The 13,532-nt window shown below is 63.4% G+C and carries 14 protein-coding genes; 7 read left to right on the top strand and 7 right to left on the bottom strand.

Annotation, left to right across the window (positions count from 1 at the left end):
* Positions 1–99 precede the first annotated feature (99 nt).
* Together QOL62_RS04485 and QOL62_RS04480 are read right to left on the bottom strand one after the other, a co-directional pair.
* Entirely contained in the window at positions 100–2,250 is a 2,151-nt protein-coding gene (locus QOL62_RS04485) for a M3 family metallopeptidase (protein ID WP_283405346.1), read from the bottom strand.
* A 164-nt stretch (positions 2,251–2,414) separates the two neighbouring features.
* A complete protein-coding gene (locus QOL62_RS04480) occupies positions 2,415–2,909 on the bottom strand; it encodes a DUF2306 domain-containing protein (protein ID WP_283405345.1) in 495 nt (164 codons plus the stop codon).
* A 99-nt stretch (positions 2,910–3,008) separates the two neighbouring features.
* Here QOL62_RS04480 and QOL62_RS04475 point away from each other — a divergent pair, with 99 nt between their 5' ends.
* Together QOL62_RS04475 and QOL62_RS04470 are read left to right on the top strand one after the other, a co-directional pair.
* The gene (locus tag QOL62_RS04475; RefSeq protein ID WP_283405344.1) at positions 3,009–3,893 is read left to right on the top strand and encodes a LytTR family DNA-binding domain-containing protein; all 885 of its coding nucleotides are present in this window, start codon (positions 3,009–3,011) and stop codon (positions 3,891–3,893) included.
* 137 nt (positions 3,894–4,030) lie between these two features.
* Positions 4,031–6,094, top strand: a complete 2,064-nt coding sequence (locus tag QOL62_RS04470) for a prolyl oligopeptidase family serine peptidase (RefSeq protein ID WP_283405343.1) — start codon at positions 4,031–4,033, stop codon at positions 6,092–6,094.
* A 97-nt stretch (positions 6,095–6,191) separates the two neighbouring features.
* Here QOL62_RS04470 and QOL62_RS04465 read toward each other — a convergent pair whose 3' ends face one another.
* The 3 genes from QOL62_RS04465 to QOL62_RS04455 all read right to left on the bottom strand — a co-directional run bounded on the left by QOL62_RS04465 (position 6,192) and on the right by QOL62_RS04455 (position 8,917).
* Complete coding sequence (locus QOL62_RS04465; protein WP_283405342.1) at positions 6,192–7,088, bottom strand: SMP-30/gluconolactonase/LRE family protein; 897 nt, start codon at positions 7,086–7,088, stop codon at positions 6,192–6,194.
* Between the two features lie 68 nt (positions 7,089–7,156).
* Positions 7,157–8,026, bottom strand: coding sequence for an SDR family NAD(P)-dependent oxidoreductase (locus QOL62_RS04460; protein ID WP_346770662.1), 870 nt, complete (start codon positions 8,024–8,026; stop codon positions 7,157–7,159).
* Between the two features lie 135 nt (positions 8,027–8,161).
* Positions 8,162–8,917 carry a MauE/DoxX family redox-associated membrane protein gene (locus tag QOL62_RS04455; RefSeq protein WP_379511633.1) on the bottom strand — a complete coding sequence of 252 codons (756 nt, stop codon included), beginning with the start codon at positions 8,915–8,917 and terminating at the stop codon, positions 8,162–8,164.
* Positions 8,918–8,989: 72 nt separating this feature from the next.
* Here QOL62_RS04455 and QOL62_RS04450 point away from each other — a divergent pair, with 72 nt between their 5' ends.
* Positions 8,990–9,397, top strand: coding sequence for a MerR family transcriptional regulator (locus QOL62_RS04450; RefSeq protein WP_283405340.1), 408 nt, complete (start codon positions 8,990–8,992; stop codon positions 9,395–9,397).
* 122 nt (positions 9,398–9,519) lie between these two features.
* Here the strand turns inward: QOL62_RS04450 and fixJ are convergent, their stop codons facing one another.
* Positions 9,520–10,131, bottom strand: coding sequence for a response regulator FixJ (gene fixJ / locus QOL62_RS04445; RefSeq protein ID WP_283405339.1), 612 nt, complete (start codon positions 10,129–10,131; stop codon positions 9,520–9,522).
* The gene (locus QOL62_RS04440) at positions 10,121–11,623 is read right to left on the bottom strand and encodes a sensor histidine kinase (RefSeq protein ID WP_283405338.1); all 1,503 of its coding nucleotides are present in this window, start codon (positions 11,621–11,623) and stop codon (positions 10,121–10,123) included. Before QOL62_RS04440 ends, fixJ begins: the two co-directional genes overlap by 11 nt.
* A gap of 125 nt (positions 11,624–11,748) precedes the next feature.
* Here QOL62_RS04440 and QOL62_RS04435 point away from each other — a divergent pair, with 125 nt between their 5' ends.
* Genes QOL62_RS04435 through QOL62_RS04420 form a run of 4 tightly spaced genes read left to right on the top strand, consistent with a single transcriptional unit; the run spans position 11,749 to position 13,497 of the window.
* Complete coding sequence (locus QOL62_RS04435; protein ID WP_283405337.1) at positions 11,749–12,438, top strand: alternative oxidase; 690 nt, start codon at positions 11,749–11,751, stop codon at positions 12,436–12,438.
* Between the two features lie 27 nt (positions 12,439–12,465).
* Complete coding sequence (locus QOL62_RS04430) at positions 12,466–12,822, top strand: DNA-binding transcriptional response regulator (protein ID WP_283405336.1); 357 nt, start codon at positions 12,466–12,468, stop codon at positions 12,820–12,822.
* A 1-nt stretch (position 12,823) separates the two neighbouring features.
* Positions 12,824–13,207 (top strand): group III truncated hemoglobin, encoded by a 384-nt coding sequence (locus QOL62_RS04425; protein ID WP_283405335.1) that lies wholly within the window; start codon positions 12,824–12,826, stop codon positions 13,205–13,207.
* Positions 13,204–13,497 carry a TehB family protein gene (locus tag QOL62_RS04420; protein WP_283405334.1) on the top strand — a complete coding sequence of 98 codons (294 nt, stop codon included), beginning with the start codon at positions 13,204–13,206 and terminating at the stop codon, positions 13,495–13,497. The genes QOL62_RS04425 and QOL62_RS04420 overlap by 4 nt, the downstream gene beginning before the upstream one ends.
* The last annotated feature ends 35 nt before the right edge of the window (positions 13,498–13,532 follow it).

Here is a 13,532-nt window from a genome sequence, read left to right as displayed (position 1 = left end):
CAGGGACGGACTCTCTGCCTGGATCCTGCCGGCTCTTGTGCCCCTGATCAGGTGAGGAGCACTGCCCCCGGAACTTGAACGTCCGGGGGCAGTGACGCCTTACTTCAAGCCGCGAGCCTTCAGCATCGGCTCCACCTGTGGATCGTGGCCCGTGAAGTCGCGGAACATCTCTCCGAAGTCCTTCGTATGGCCCTGGCCGAGGAAGGTCTTGCGGATATGTTCGCCGTTCGCGCGCGTCATGCCGCCGTTCTTCTCGACCCAGTCCCAACCGTCATGCGCGAGCATCTCGGTCCAGATGTATGAGTAGTACCCGGCCGCATAGCCGTTGTCCCAGATATGGCGGAAGTACGGAGTGCGGTAGCGGGGCGGGATGAGATCGGTGGCGAGGCCGGACGCCGCGAGAGCCTTGGCCTCGAACGCCATGGGCGCCTGCGCGGCCTGTTCCGGCGTGAGTTGGTGCCAGTCGTTGTCCAGCATCGCTGCCGACAGGGTCTCGCCCAGCCCCAGGCCCTGGTTGAACGTGGAAGCCGCCTTGATCTTCGTCACCAGGTCGGCGGGAATGACCGCGCCCGTCTGGTAGTGCTTGGCGTAGCTGTTCAGCACGACCGGCAGCGTCCCGAAGTTCTCGTTGAACTGGCTGGGGAACTCCACGAAGTCGCGCGCTGTGCTGGTGCCGGAGAGCGAAGGGTACTTCTGGCTTGCGAACAGGCCATGCAGGGCATGCCCGAACTCGTGGAACATGGTCATCACATCGTCGAAGCTGGCAAGCGCGGGCTGGCCCTCTGCGGGAGGAGCGATGTTCAAGGTGTTGGTGATGACGGGCTTCGTGCCGTGCAGGTAGGACTGCTCGACGAAGTTGTTCATCCAGGCACCGCCGCGCTTGTTCGAGCGGGCGAACGGGTCGAAGTAGAACAGGCCCAGCAGTGTGCCGTCCGCCTCGTGCACTTCATAGGCGCGCATCGTGGGGTGATAGACCGGCAGATCGGCACGCCGCTTGAAGGTCAGGCCATAGGTCTTGTTTGCGGCGAAGAACACGCCGTCCTCCAGCGTGCGCCACACTTCGAAGTAGGGCTTGATCTGGTTCTCGTCGAGATTGTAGCGCGCCTTGCGCACCTTCTCCGCATAGTAGGCCCAGTCCCAGGGCGCGAGCGGCTCGCTCTGTCCTTCCGCCTTCGCTGCGTCGGCCAGCAGCTTCGCCTCACGGTCCTGCGTGGCGCGCAGGGCAGGAACGAAGCCCTTCATGAACTCCATCGCCTGACCGGGCGTTTTCACCATGCGGTCGTACATCTGGTACGTCGCAAAGTCGGGTGCGCCGACCAGCTTCGCCTTGCGCGCGCGCAAGGTCGCTATCTGCGTGACCATCGCCGTCGTGTCATAGGCGTCCCCGCCCGAGGTGCGGTTGACGCTGGCATCCCACAACCGTTTGCGGCTGGTTCGGTTCGTCAGACTGCTCAGGGCCGCTTGCTGAGTGGTGTTGTTGAGCGCCAGCATGAACTTGCCGGGGTGGCCCTTCTCGGTGGCGAGGGCGGCGGCGGCGGCGATCTCTGCCTGCGAAAGGCCCGCCAGCTCTGCTGCAGTGTCGAAAACGGGCGCCTTGGCTGCGGTGGCCGTTGTCAGCTTCTGCGAGAAGGCGGTCTCAAGCTTGGCGATCTCCAGGTTCATCGCCTTGAGCTCGGTCTTCTGCGCGGAAGACAGCAGGGCGCCGCGATGAACGAACTTGTCGTAGGTCGTCTGCAGGAGCATGGCGTCTTCGCCCGTCAGCGCCTTGCCCTGCGGGCTGTCGTGGACGGCCTTGACGCGGGCGAAAAGCCGTTCGTCGAGGTAGATGTCGTCGTTGAGGGCGCTGATCAGCGGGCTGACCGCCGTATCCACCGCGTCGAGCGTGTCGTTGGTGTTGGCGGAGGTCAACTGGCCGAAGACGCTGTACACACGGCCCAGCAGGTCGCCTGACCGCTCGATGGCAACGATGGTGTTCTCGAACGTGGGCGCGGAACGGGCGAGAGTGATCGCGCGGATCTCCTGGCGCTTGGCCGCAATTCCCGCTTCGATCGCGGGCTGCCAGTCGGTATCCTTGTAAGCGGTGAAGTCAGGCGCCTGGAGATCCAGGGTGCTGGGCTTGGCGAAGGGGCCGGAATATGTCGCAACGGTTGCCGTAGCGGCATCCTTGGCAAAAGCTGTCACGGGAATTCCTCCAAGCAGGCCGGCGCCGAGGACGAGTGGGGCGGCAGCGGCCATGAGGCGGGTCTTCATCGAGTGGTTCTCCTGATCCGGCGGACGTGCTGCGGACGCGAGCACACCGCCGAAGTGGTCGATGCCCAAGCTTCAAGCGCAGATGCTTGTCAGACGCAAGCTTTGCGGTGCGAAATCAGAGGGCTTGCAGGGCTCAGACCTCTCGCAGATCGCAATGCGGCGGGTCATCCGAAGAGCCATGAGCCCAGCAGGCGGCCGGGCAGCAGCGTGAACATGCCGGCCACCGCAAGAGACAGGTAAGTGAGCGACATCGTGCGGCGATGCGCCGCAATGTTCCCCCGCCGGGCTTGCAGGATGCCGCGTGGGATCATCACCAACACCAGCACGGACAGCCCATGGATAAGACCGAGGCCGCCAGGCAGTCCGAAACTGGAGAGCGCCGCCACCATCATCAGGCCCCCCCAGATCCGTCCCGCCGTGCGATGGGCCTTGTCTCCCTTGCGGCGCAGCAGGACGTAGGCACCCACCGGCAAGGCGGGGATCACGGAGAGCAGGTGCAGCGTCAGCCAGAAGCCGCTGCCACTTGACCTTCCCGCGGCTCCGCCTGCAAGGCCTTGGATTAGAGCCAGCAGTATGGCGCCCCCGGCGATCGCACCTGCAATGACGATCCTCCGGTCGTAATCTGGCCCCGCGATCCTGGAGCGTGCAAGTATGTTCATGAATGTCTCCTTCTTGCCGCACGCTAGGCCCTATGCGGGCAAGCGCCAGCGCCGCTTCGTGTCTGGCACCGCGGCATTCGCGGGTGGGGCAGGACGGTGATGCCGGTGCCATTCGCGAAGCGTGAACTGGACGGCCGCCCGCAGGGTGTGCCCCGATGGCGCCGGGAGATGCTCGTGCTCTCCGGAATAATCCTGGCCATGACCGCACTTGGCCCGTTCAGCTCCTACGCGTCACCGCTGACGTCCAGGTTCCTTCATTGGGCGCTTCTTCTGCTGACTGGATACGCATTCTTCCGCCCAGTCATTTGGGCCGGGCAGGCTCTGGCCGATCGCACAGGGCTCTCGCAGTCTGCAGCGCTCGCGGTTGCCTGCCTGCTCGGCGCGGTGCCGACTAGTGTTGCCGCCGCACTCGTGTTCGGCGGCGTGCACTGGAGGGAGATGACGATCGACCAACTCGCGTTGATCTACATTCAGGTCCTGATCGTGGGTGCGACGGTGACGGTGGTCCAATTGCTGGCTTGCAAGGGGCAGCCTGCAGTGAAGGGTGTTTGCTCACCGGACACGTCGGGCGGGGCGGCGTCGCTGCTTCAGCCGCTGGACAACGGCGGAGACCTATCCCGTCCGGTGAACGGCCTGACGATCGAAGCAGGCAGCCCGGCCGAGTTCAATAAGCTTCTCCCACCCCACCTGGGTACGGAGGTGATTTGCCTGAGGAACGAGGATCATTATGTCAGGGTCTATACCACCTTGGGCAACGTCCTCCTGCTCATGCGTATGCGCGATGCCGTGACGCAGCTTGCAGGCCAGGGTGAGCGGGTGCACCGCAGTTGGTGGGTCGCCACCGCTGCCGTCACTCTCGTTATCCGAGAAGGTCGTAACGTGCGTCTAAGGTTGTCGGATGGGCGGGAAGTGCCCGTTGCCCGCTCTGCGGTGGCGGAACTGCGCGCGAAGGGGTGGCTCCAGGCCCTGCCTGCAGTCGCCTGAGGGGATGCCCCGCAGGATCTTGCCTCATGCGTTTGCGACGCTAGTGTTAGGGTATTCCATCTCAAAGGAAATCTTCCTTGTACAAGACATTGCGATTTGCCCTGGCCACCACTCTTGTCCTTCTGAGTTCCACCTCCATGTCTTACGCTGCAACACCCGCACCCGCCGACCCGCGCGATCCCGCAGACTCGTTGATCTGGCTGGAAGATCTCGACAGCGCACGCTCCATGGAGTGGGTGAAGTCGCACAACGCCACCACCGAACAGCGCCTGCAGGCAGACCCCCGCTATCAGCGCTTCTACAACGAAGCCCTTGCCATCATGGGTGCGAAGGACCGCATCCCGGCACCGCGCTTCCTGAACGGCCAGATCTACAACTTCTGGCAGGATGAGCAGCACCTGCGGGGCATCTGGCGCCGCACGACGCTGGCGGACTATCGCAGCGCGGAGCCGAAGTGGGAAACGGTGCTGGATATCGACGCACTCGGCAAGGCGGAAGGGAAGAGCTGGGTCTTCAAAGGCGCCAGCTGCCTCGAGCCCGAGCAGCGCCGGTGCCTCATCTCGCTTTCGAACGGCGGCGAAGATGCCGTCGAACTGCGCGAATTCGACCTTGTTTCCGGGACGTTCGTGGAAGGGGGCTTCCGCATACCGCGCGCCAAGCAGGGAGTTGCCTGGGAGGACGCCGATCATCTGTTGCTAGCAACCGAATGGACGCCTGGCGATGTAACCGCTTCCGGCTACGCTTATGTGGTGAAGCGTGTCGCCCGTGGACGCCCACTGTCCGAAGCGGTCGAGCTTTATCGTGGCCAGAAGAGCGACGTCGCCACTGCGCCGTCCGTGCTGCATGATGGTCAGGGCCGGTCACTCACGCTTATCGTGCAGGCGCTCGACTTTTTCCATTCGCGCACGCTTGTTCTGGGCAAGGACGGCAAGCCGCGTGAACTCAAGATACCGCAGAAGGTTTCCGTTGCCGGGCTGGTGGCAGGCCAGGTTGTGTTCAGCCTCGATGAAGCCTGGGGGGACTTGCCTTCCGGCGCCGTCGCAACGGCGCCTCTCGACGACGTGATCGCTCACCCTGATGCGATCAGGGCGCGGCTGGCCTGGAAGCCGGGTGCGCGACAGGCGCTGGAGGGGGTTTCGACCAGCCGTGACCGCCTGCTGCTCTCGATCCTCGACAACGTGAACGGCAGTCTGCTTTCGCTGGAGCCGACCGAAGATGGTACCTGGAAAGCCACGAAGCTGCCGCTTCCGGACAAGCTGGCGCTCGGCTTCGGTTCGGCGGACACCCGCAGCAACCTGGTCTTTGCAGCGGCCGAAGGCTTCACGACCCCGAGCAGCCTCTATCTCGTAGATGCCGCATCCGCGTCCGCCGAGCCGATCAAGAGCCTGCCGGCGCGTTTCGACGCCAGCAACCTGGTGGTTGACCAGTTCGAAGCGAAGTCCACCGATGGAACGATGGTTCCGTACTTCCTTGTCCATCGCAAGGACATGCCGCTCAATGGCTCCACGCCTGTCCTCCTCAACGCGTACGGTGGCTTTCAGGTAAGCTCCACGCCCTCCTACTCGGGCACTACCGGAAAGCTGTGGCTGGAGCGGGGCGGCGCATACGCGGTGGCCAACATCCGCGGTGGTGGCGAGTTCGGCCCTGACTGGCATCAGGCAGCCCTCAAGACCAAGCGCCAGATCGCTTATGACGACTTCGCCAGCGTTGCGCGGGACATGATCGCGCGCAAGGTCACTACGCCGAAGAAGCTGGGCATCGTGGGCGGTTCCAACGGCGGGCTGCTGATGGGTGTGCAGATGACTCAGTTTCCTGAGCTGTACAATGCGGTGGTGATCCAGGTGCCGCTGCTCGATATGATCCGCATCAGCAAGATCGCCGCCGGCGCGAGCTGGCAGGGTGAATATGGCGATGTCTATGCCGATCCTGAGGCGCGTGCTTTCTGGCTGAAGAATTCTCCTTACCATGCCCTCAAAAAGGGCGGAAAATACCCGGAGCCGTACATCTTCACCACCACGCGCGACGATCGTACCGGCCCCCAGCACGCGCGTAAGTTCGCCGCGCGCATGGAGGATCTCGGCCTGCCGTTCTACTACTACGAGAACACCGAAGGCGGGCACGGATCGGGCGCCGACATCAAGCAGTCGGCCAAGACCAGCGCCTTGTGGATGACTTATCTCGCGCGCAAGCTGGAAGATTGATCGGGATATTCCCCAGTCTTGCCCTGCAGGGCTGGGGGATCCGCCTGTTTTCTCTTCATGAAGCAGTCGGGCAGGTAGATCGACGCTGCCGGCCTGTTTACCCCAGCTTGAACCGCGTAGGTGGCAACTTCATTCCGGGAACGTCCGATCGCCCACGAAGAAGGAAGGAGTGCGGCGCGGAGATATTTCCCCCTACCTTGAGCGTGTCACCGCCGTCGGCCGGAACTACATTGAAATACATATCGCGCATGTCTTCGCCGCCGAAGCGAAGCTGGGTGATCGAGCCGGCAGCTCCCGGGTAAGGCGCAAGCTCACTCCCGCCGGAAGTGAGACGGGTAAAGGCGCTTGAGCGGAAGCCCGTGATCCAGACATTGCCGTCAACGTCGAGCGCCATGCCGTCTGCGTCCTCCTTCTCAAGAACGAGCCGGCGATTTGAAAGCAAAAGGTCCGCGCTCACGTCGAATGCCCAGGTGCCCCGGAAGGTGTCGTTGCAGTAGAAGCGGTTTCGCCCGGCATCGAACATGATGCCATTGCTAAAGCCAATATCGGCAAGCAGGATCACCTCGCCCTCGGCGGTCAGGCGGTAGATTCGGGTGGGGCCCGTCGCCTTCCCGGCGATGACCATCTCGATATCGATGGTGCCGAAAAACATGCCGCCTGCACCATCGGGCGCCAACTCGTTCACGCCGTTGATGGGCTTGCCATCGATCTGCTGCAACAGCCAGCCTGACCTTCCCGTGTCGGGATCGTTCCACATGATCCCACCTTCGCCCGTCGAAAGCACCGCCCCATCCGCGTTCACCAGAACGCCGCCCGTCCATTTTCGGTCAGTGTTGAAGGACGTGACGCTGGTCCCGTCGGGCTTCACGCCGTGAACGCCCCCGCCGATGACATCGCTGTACCAGATGATGTCACGCCGGTGATCAATCGCCAGACCTTCAAGATATAGCCCGGTCGCGATGGTTTCTATCGTGGCAGCTTCGCCGTGCGCCATCGTCGTCTCTCCCCCGATCGGTTGTGCTCATCAGGCCCGCGGGGCATCGCGCCCTCGGGTTCTACGGCTTACATTTTCACTTTGTAGGAGGCATACTGCGGCGGCGACGCTCCGGTGCCAGCGCGGACGGACGGGGGGTACTTCCCGCCGATATCCGTGATGCCGTAGTCCCGGCCGACCTCCGCTCCGATCACCGTCTTGCCGTTGAACCGGGCCACCATGGCGGGATCGTTGAACATGGCCCATGCCAGATGGCCGGTATAGCCGGCGGATTCCAACGTGCCTTCCAATTGCCGGCGCAACTCTGGCCTCGCTTCGAGCATGCCGGCCATGCGCTCGGTCGTGAGGGCGCCCATCCAGACGGAGGTGCAGGCCACGTTGGCACCGGCATCTGCAAAATCCGTACCCATGTCGAATGCCATCTTGTCCACCGCGGCCTTGTGAGCGCCGTAGCTGGGACCCATGCAGTAGTGCATCGAACCCGGGGAGGACGTGAAGAGGATCAGCCCCTTGTCCTGCCGGACCATATGTGGCGCGGCGTACCACGCGGTGACGAAGCCGCTGCGTGCCCCGACCGTGATCATGTCGGCCACTTCGAGTGCCTTTTCCCAGAACTGGCCGGAGTGCGCGGTGAGGGCACTGCCCTGCCAAGCGGCGTTGTTGACGAGAATGTCGATCCGCCCTTGCTCCGCGATCACCCGCTCGATCAGCGCCCTGATCTGGTCGTCGTCCGAGGAGTCGCAGCGAACGGCGATGCCTTGCCCGCCGGCTTCCGTTACTTCGCGAGCCGTGGCGTGGATGGTGCCGGGAACTTCCGCGTCGCCTTCGTTTTCCGAACGTCCTGTGACATAGACCGTGCAGCCGTGGGAGCCCAGAGCCACGGCTATTCCCCGACCGGCGCCCCGGCTGGCGCCCGTCACGATTGCGATAGCTCCCACTTCCCGCCCTCTCATATGTGATCGCGTAAATTCGTAATCATGTTAGCGGGAGCGAAGCACGGGTCAAACGGGAGGGGGGGACACCGCGCAAGCGTCGATAACATATCGTGGCCGCGAACGGCCCACCGCTTCCGATCAAACAGCCGCAGACAGGCCCATCCAGACCGCCATGGCGATCATCATCAGGTTCTCGGTGAGCGACACGAATCCCAGCGGCACATTGCTGGACCCGCCGACGCAGGCGCATTTCAGTTCCCTGCGGTCCAGGTAGACCGCCTTGAAAACGGACACGGCGCCCACGGTTCCGATGAACAGCGCCGTTGGCACGGAAAGCCAGGTCAACACGCCTGCTATCATCAGCACGCCGGCCAGTCCTTCCGCAAAGGGATAGACGTAGGAGTAGGGCACCCAGCGCCGTGCCAGCAGGTCGTAGTTGAGAAACATGGTAGCGAAGCTCTCGACGTTCTGGAGTTTGAGAAGAGCGAGCACGGCCATGCTGAAGCCGATAAACCATTCACCGGCGCGGATGGTAAATGGCGTTCCGTATACGGCGTAGCTTACCGCCAGCGCCATCAGCGCAGTCACGGCAAAGAGGGCAATTACGGGTTTGTAGGAGGTGGCCCTGGGATCCGGGACCGTCTTGCCGAAATGCCGGCGAAGGTCGTCGTAGCCCCCCACACGCTCGCCTGCGATGAAGATCTGCGGCGTGGTTTTAACCCCGTGTTCCGCCTTGAAGGCGTCGGTTTCTTCTCGTGTTTGCAGCCAGTGATCCTCAACTTCGTAGCCCTGGCGGCGCAGAAAATCCTTGGCCTTGAGGCCGTAGGGGCAGACATGCGTCTCCATGACCATGCGGTAGAGAATGGCGCGGCGCGGGTCGGCGAGCGAGATCATGCGGCAGCTTTCACCTTGTTTTCCTTGTGCTGCCACGCATATAGGGTCTGTACCATGGTACGGAGTCAAGACATGGCAGTACTGACGATCGCCGGACTCGCGCGTGCGGGGAACGTTGGCGTCGAGACGGTGCGCTACTACCAGCGCCGCGGTCTTCTGCAGACGCCTGACCGGCCGGGCGGCGCCGGCCATGCGGGCGGTGTACGGCGTTACGCTGAGGAGGACGTGCGCCGGCTTCGGTTCATCCGTTCGGGCCAGGCCGCAGGGTTCACGCTGGAGCAGATTGCCGAACTGCTGGCTCTGGATGCCACCGACGACCGGGCACGGGCTCGCGCGCTGGCGCACGAACGCATCGCCGCCCTGGACCTGAAGATCGCGGAACTGGAGGAGGCGCGCGCTTCACTTCTTCGTCTCGCCCGGGAGTGCGCAGACGGATCGGACGGACCGTGCCCTATCCTCGCCTCATTCGAACACAGCTAAGATTGTGAATCACAGGCGCCTGACGGGTTCCCAATCGGGAAGAGCAGATGTGAAGTTGCGTGCTCCCGCAGTGAGGTGATGCAATCGCCGGTCCGACTGAGGCGTCGCCACCCCTCGGTCCGTCATCCCAGCCGCGCGATCGTCACCATCCTCACCAGATCGGACAGCGTCCTCGCCTGCATCTTCATCATCACGTTCGCGCGATAGACCTCGACCGTTCGGGCGCTGATCTCCAGGTCGAAGGCAATCGCCTTGTTCGCCTGCCCCGCAACAAGGCCATCCATAACCTCTCGCTCCCTGGGGCTGAGAGTGTCGATACGATCGAGTACCGCCTGCCGCTCGGCTCCTGCCGTCTCCTCGTCGCTGTGCCTCGCAAGCGCATCGCAAATGGCGGTGATCATGACGTCGTCGTCGAACGGCTTTTCGATGAAATCGGCAACTCCTGCCTTCATCGCCTGGATGGCGAGGGGTACGTCGGCATGGCCGGTCACCACGATCACGGGCGTGCCTGCCGACCTGCGCCGCAGTTCCTCGGCGAGTTCCACGCCCGTCATGCCCGGCATCCTCACATCGGTGACTACGCAGGCACCGGCAAGGGGGGGAGCCGATTTCAGGAAAGCATCGGCTGAAGCGAAGGAGCGGACCCGGATACCCGCCACATCGAGCAGGAATTCCAGCGAGTGGCGCACGCTTTCATCGTCATCAATGACGTAAACGATGGGATCACGGGACATCGTAAAGACCTTCTTTTTCCACGCGCGGCAGCGTGAAGCGGAACAACGCACCGCCCCCTTCCGCCGGCTCGGCCCAGATGCGGCCGCCGTGGGCTTCGACAATGGTGCGCGAAATTGACAAACCAACTCCCATCCCGGTTCGCTTGGTCGTGATGAAGGGCTGAAACAGGCGATCGGCAACCTCGGAGGAAATGCCTGGCCCAGTGTCGCCCACCGTCACACGTGCCATCTCGCCCTCGAACGGCTCGATGCACACTGTTAGCTCGCGTTTTTCCAGATTCGAAGCGCTCATCGAATCGACCGCGTTTCGAACAAGGTTGAGGACGACCTGCTGCACCTGAACCTTGTCCGCCAATACGCGGTCGACCTGCTCGCTGAAGTCATATTGCACGCGTATGCCGTAGTCCTTCGCCCCGACAAGTGCCAGCGCGCTTGCCTCCTCCACGAGCCTGGGCAGGCTTTCGAGGGAACGCTCGGTCTCTCCGCGTGCGACGAAGTCGCGGAGGCGCCGGATGATGTCGCCCGCTCGCAGGGCCTCGGCAGCCGCTCGCCCGACAGCGTCGATCACACGGGAGTTGGCAACCTCCTCCCGCTCGAGGAGCATCCGGCTACCCTTCAGATAGTTCGCGATCGCGGAAAGGGGCTGGTTCAGTTCATGTGCCAGAGCCGAGGCCATTTCGCCCAGGGCGGTGAGACGGGAGATGTGGACCAGCTCGTTCTGCATCTCCTGCAGCCGGGCTTCCGCATGCTGGCGCTCGGTCAGGTCGCGTATGAAACCGGTGAAGAAGCGGCTGCCATTGACCTGCACTTCGCCTACCGCCAGCTCGATCGGAAAGGTGGAGCCGTCGCGCCGCTCGCCAACCACGATCCGGCCATGGCCGATGATGCGCCTTTCACCCGTGCGGTAGTAGCGTTCCAGGTATCCGTCGTGCGCGGAGCGGTAAGGTTCCGGCATCAGCACTTCGACGTTCTTGCCCGCGATCTCGTCGGCGCGCCAGCCGAACATCTGTTCCGCAGCGGGGCTGAAGTCACGGATCAGGCCGTCTCCGTCAATGACGACCATCGCGTCAGGAACCGTGTCGAGGATCGAACGCAGGTGGGCCTCCCGGTTCGCCAACTCCGCGCCGGCGGCTTCGGTGTCGAGGCGCGCCCTCTGGAACCACTCGCCGCCGACCGCGATGGCGAGGCCGATTACCACGAAAGCAGCCGCAGCGATCAGACTGCCATTTTCGACCGGCCCCGTCAGGCGATCGCACAGCAACCCCGCGGCCGCACCGGCAAACGCGGCGAGAGCGCCGGCGCGAAAGCCAGAGAGCGCACTCGCGACAACGACTCCGGGGACGAAAAAGATGAACGTCGCTCTCGATCCAAGATCATGAGCGAACAGCAGCCGGACCGCGGAACCGCCTGCAATGGCGATGAGAGCCAGGAACAGGGCGACCGGAAGAGACAGGCGGGGCAGGAAGCGGCTGGCGAAGCGGCCACGCCCCACCTCCGGTAAACCCCTTAGGGGCCGCTCGGTAGGGACATCATCCAAATTTTGGCACCTCTTCTGATCCCCTACCTACGGCGCATCGGCGGCACACAAGCAATCGTGCCGCGAACCGGAGACGTTCAATGACTGCACCGTTCATCGATCTTGGGGTCCATCATAAGGCCGGCGGCCTTTCGGACAAGGTCGCGCTCGGCTTCACCAAGGTGCTGCGCTGGTGCGCTGACACTTTCTTCGCACAGCGCTATGGTCACCGTGCCGTGGTTCTGGAAACGGTCGCCGCTGTTCCCGGTATGGTCGGCGCGACGATCAACCACCTCACGTGCCTGCGTCGGATGTGCGACGACAGGGGGTGGATCAGGACGCTCATGGACGAGGCCGAAAACGAGCGTATGCACCTCATGACCTTTATCGAGGTCTCCAAGCCCACGTGGTTCGAACGCGCGGTGATCATCGGCGTGCAGTGGGTCTTCTACGTGTTCTTCTTCGCCCTCTACCTCGTCAGCGCGAAGACCGCTCACCGCGTGGTCGGCTACTTCGAGGAGGAAGCCGTGATCAGCTACACGCACTACCTCGCCGAAATCGATGAGGGGCGCAGCCCGAATGTTCCGGCACCCGAGATCGCCCGCCGCTACTGGGGTCTGCCAGAAGACGCCACGCTGCGCGACGTGGTGCTGGTTGTCCGCGCTGACGAAGCGCATCACCGCGACGTCAACCATGGCTTCGCCAACGAATTGGCCGGGTTGCCAGTCGGCGCCATTGCCAAGTGCCCGCCGCATGCGGAGCTTTTGCCCAACTGGAAGAAGGCTGCCTGACTGCAGGCACGGCGGGGAGGACAGGGCATGCACGAGGATCATTCCATCCTGCTGTTCGAGAGCGATCAGGCAGTCCTGTCCTCCCTGCAGTTTGCGCTCACGCTCCAGGGGTTTATGGCCGAGGATGGCAGCACCTCTGGACTGAGCGCTGCAGCCTCATGCCTTGTGATCGACCAGCGATACAGGGCCGATGGACTCGCTTTCCTCGCACAGCTTCGCGCCGACGGGATCAAGGCGCCGGCGGTCCTTCTGGCGACCAACCCCACGCCGCGATTGCAGCGCCGCGCGGAGGCCTTCGATGTCGCCATCATCGAAAAGCCATTGCTGGGAGACGAACTTCCAGTCGCGCTTCACGCTCTTCTCACGTCCAGCAAGGCCGCCTGATATGGCACACAGCCCCATCAGGGAAGAAGACATCGCCCGGCTGGTGCCGACCTTCTACGGGCGCGTCAGGCAGGACAGCCTGCTTGGACCCATCTTCAACGACGCTGTCACCGACTGGGCTCATCATCTGGCGACGCTACAGGATTTCTGGTCATCGGTGCTGCTCGCAAGCGGGCGCTACAAGGGGCAGCCGATGATCGCCCACGTGCGCCATGAGAACCGCATGAGTCGTGAAGCGTTCGGCCGCTGGCTTGATATCTGGCGCCAGACCACGAGCGAACTTTTCGAGCCGGCCATGGCCGCCATGCTTCAGGAGAAGGCGGACCGCATCGCTGAAAGCCTGCAGCTGGGGATGAGCTTCTACCGCGACAGGAAATCGGCATGAGTGCGACAATTCCCCCGGGTGCCGTTGCCTACCAAAGGACGCCGACTTTCACCGAGACGACGATTCCTGATGCTCTTCGGAAGGACCACGCGACGAAGGCAGGTGCCTGGGGGCTGATCCGTGTGGAACATGGAACGTTGCGCTATGTCGTCACGGACCATCAGCGAACGCCAACGGAACGTATCCTGACCCCGTCGGCCGAGCCCGGCGTGGTGGAGCCCACCATCCTTCACCATGTGGAGCCGCTCGGACCAGTGCGTTTTCACGTCGAGTTCCTCAGGCTCCCATGACAGCCGGAGCCGGTGCCGGAGCCGGTGCCGACCTC

Source organism: Novosphingobium panipatense (genome assembly GCF_900182875.1).
GTDB classification, from domain to species: Bacteria; Pseudomonadota; Alphaproteobacteria; order Sphingomonadales; family Sphingomonadaceae; genus Novosphingobium; species Novosphingobium panipatense.
The sequence above is the reverse complement of the archived record's forward strand: the minus strand, read 5'-3'. Positions and strand labels throughout refer to the sequence as shown.

Bases quoted from the DNA above. Each gene is read 5' to 3' on its own strand.
- QOL62_RS04485 (WP_283405346.1), bottom strand. From the start codon at position 2,250: ATGAAGACCCGCCTCATGGCCGCTGCCGCCCCACTCGTCCTCGGCGCC.
- QOL62_RS04480 (WP_283405345.1), bottom strand. From the start codon at position 2,909: ATGAACATACTTGCACGCTCCAGGATCGCGGGGCCAGATTACGACCGG.
- QOL62_RS04475 (WP_283405344.1), top strand. From the start codon at position 3,009: ATGCCGGTGCCATTCGCGAAGCGTGAACTGGACGGCCGCCCGCAGGGT.
- QOL62_RS04470 (WP_283405343.1), top strand. From the start codon at position 4,031: ATGTCTTACGCTGCAACACCCGCACCCGCCGACCCGCGCGATCCCGCA.
- QOL62_RS04465 (WP_283405342.1), bottom strand. From the start codon at position 7,088: ATGGCGCACGGCGAAGCTGCCACGATAGAAACCATCGCGACCGGGCTA.
- QOL62_RS04455 (WP_379511633.1), bottom strand. From the start codon at position 8,917: ATGATCTCGCTCGCCGACCCGCGCCGCGCCATTCTCTACCGCATGGTC.
- QOL62_RS04450 (WP_283405340.1), top strand. From the start codon at position 8,990: ATGGCAGTACTGACGATCGCCGGACTCGCGCGTGCGGGGAACGTTGGC.
- fixJ (WP_283405339.1), bottom strand. From the start codon at position 10,131: ATGTCCCGTGATCCCATCGTTTACGTCATTGATGACGATGAAAGCGTG.
- QOL62_RS04435 (WP_283405337.1), top strand. From the start codon at position 11,749: ATGACTGCACCGTTCATCGATCTTGGGGTCCATCATAAGGCCGGCGGC.
- QOL62_RS04430 (WP_283405336.1), top strand. From the start codon at position 12,466: ATGCACGAGGATCATTCCATCCTGCTGTTCGAGAGCGATCAGGCAGTC.
- QOL62_RS04425 (WP_283405335.1), top strand. From the start codon at position 12,824: ATGGCACACAGCCCCATCAGGGAAGAAGACATCGCCCGGCTGGTGCCG.
- QOL62_RS04420 (WP_283405334.1), top strand. From the start codon at position 13,204: ATGAGTGCGACAATTCCCCCGGGTGCCGTTGCCTACCAAAGGACGCCG.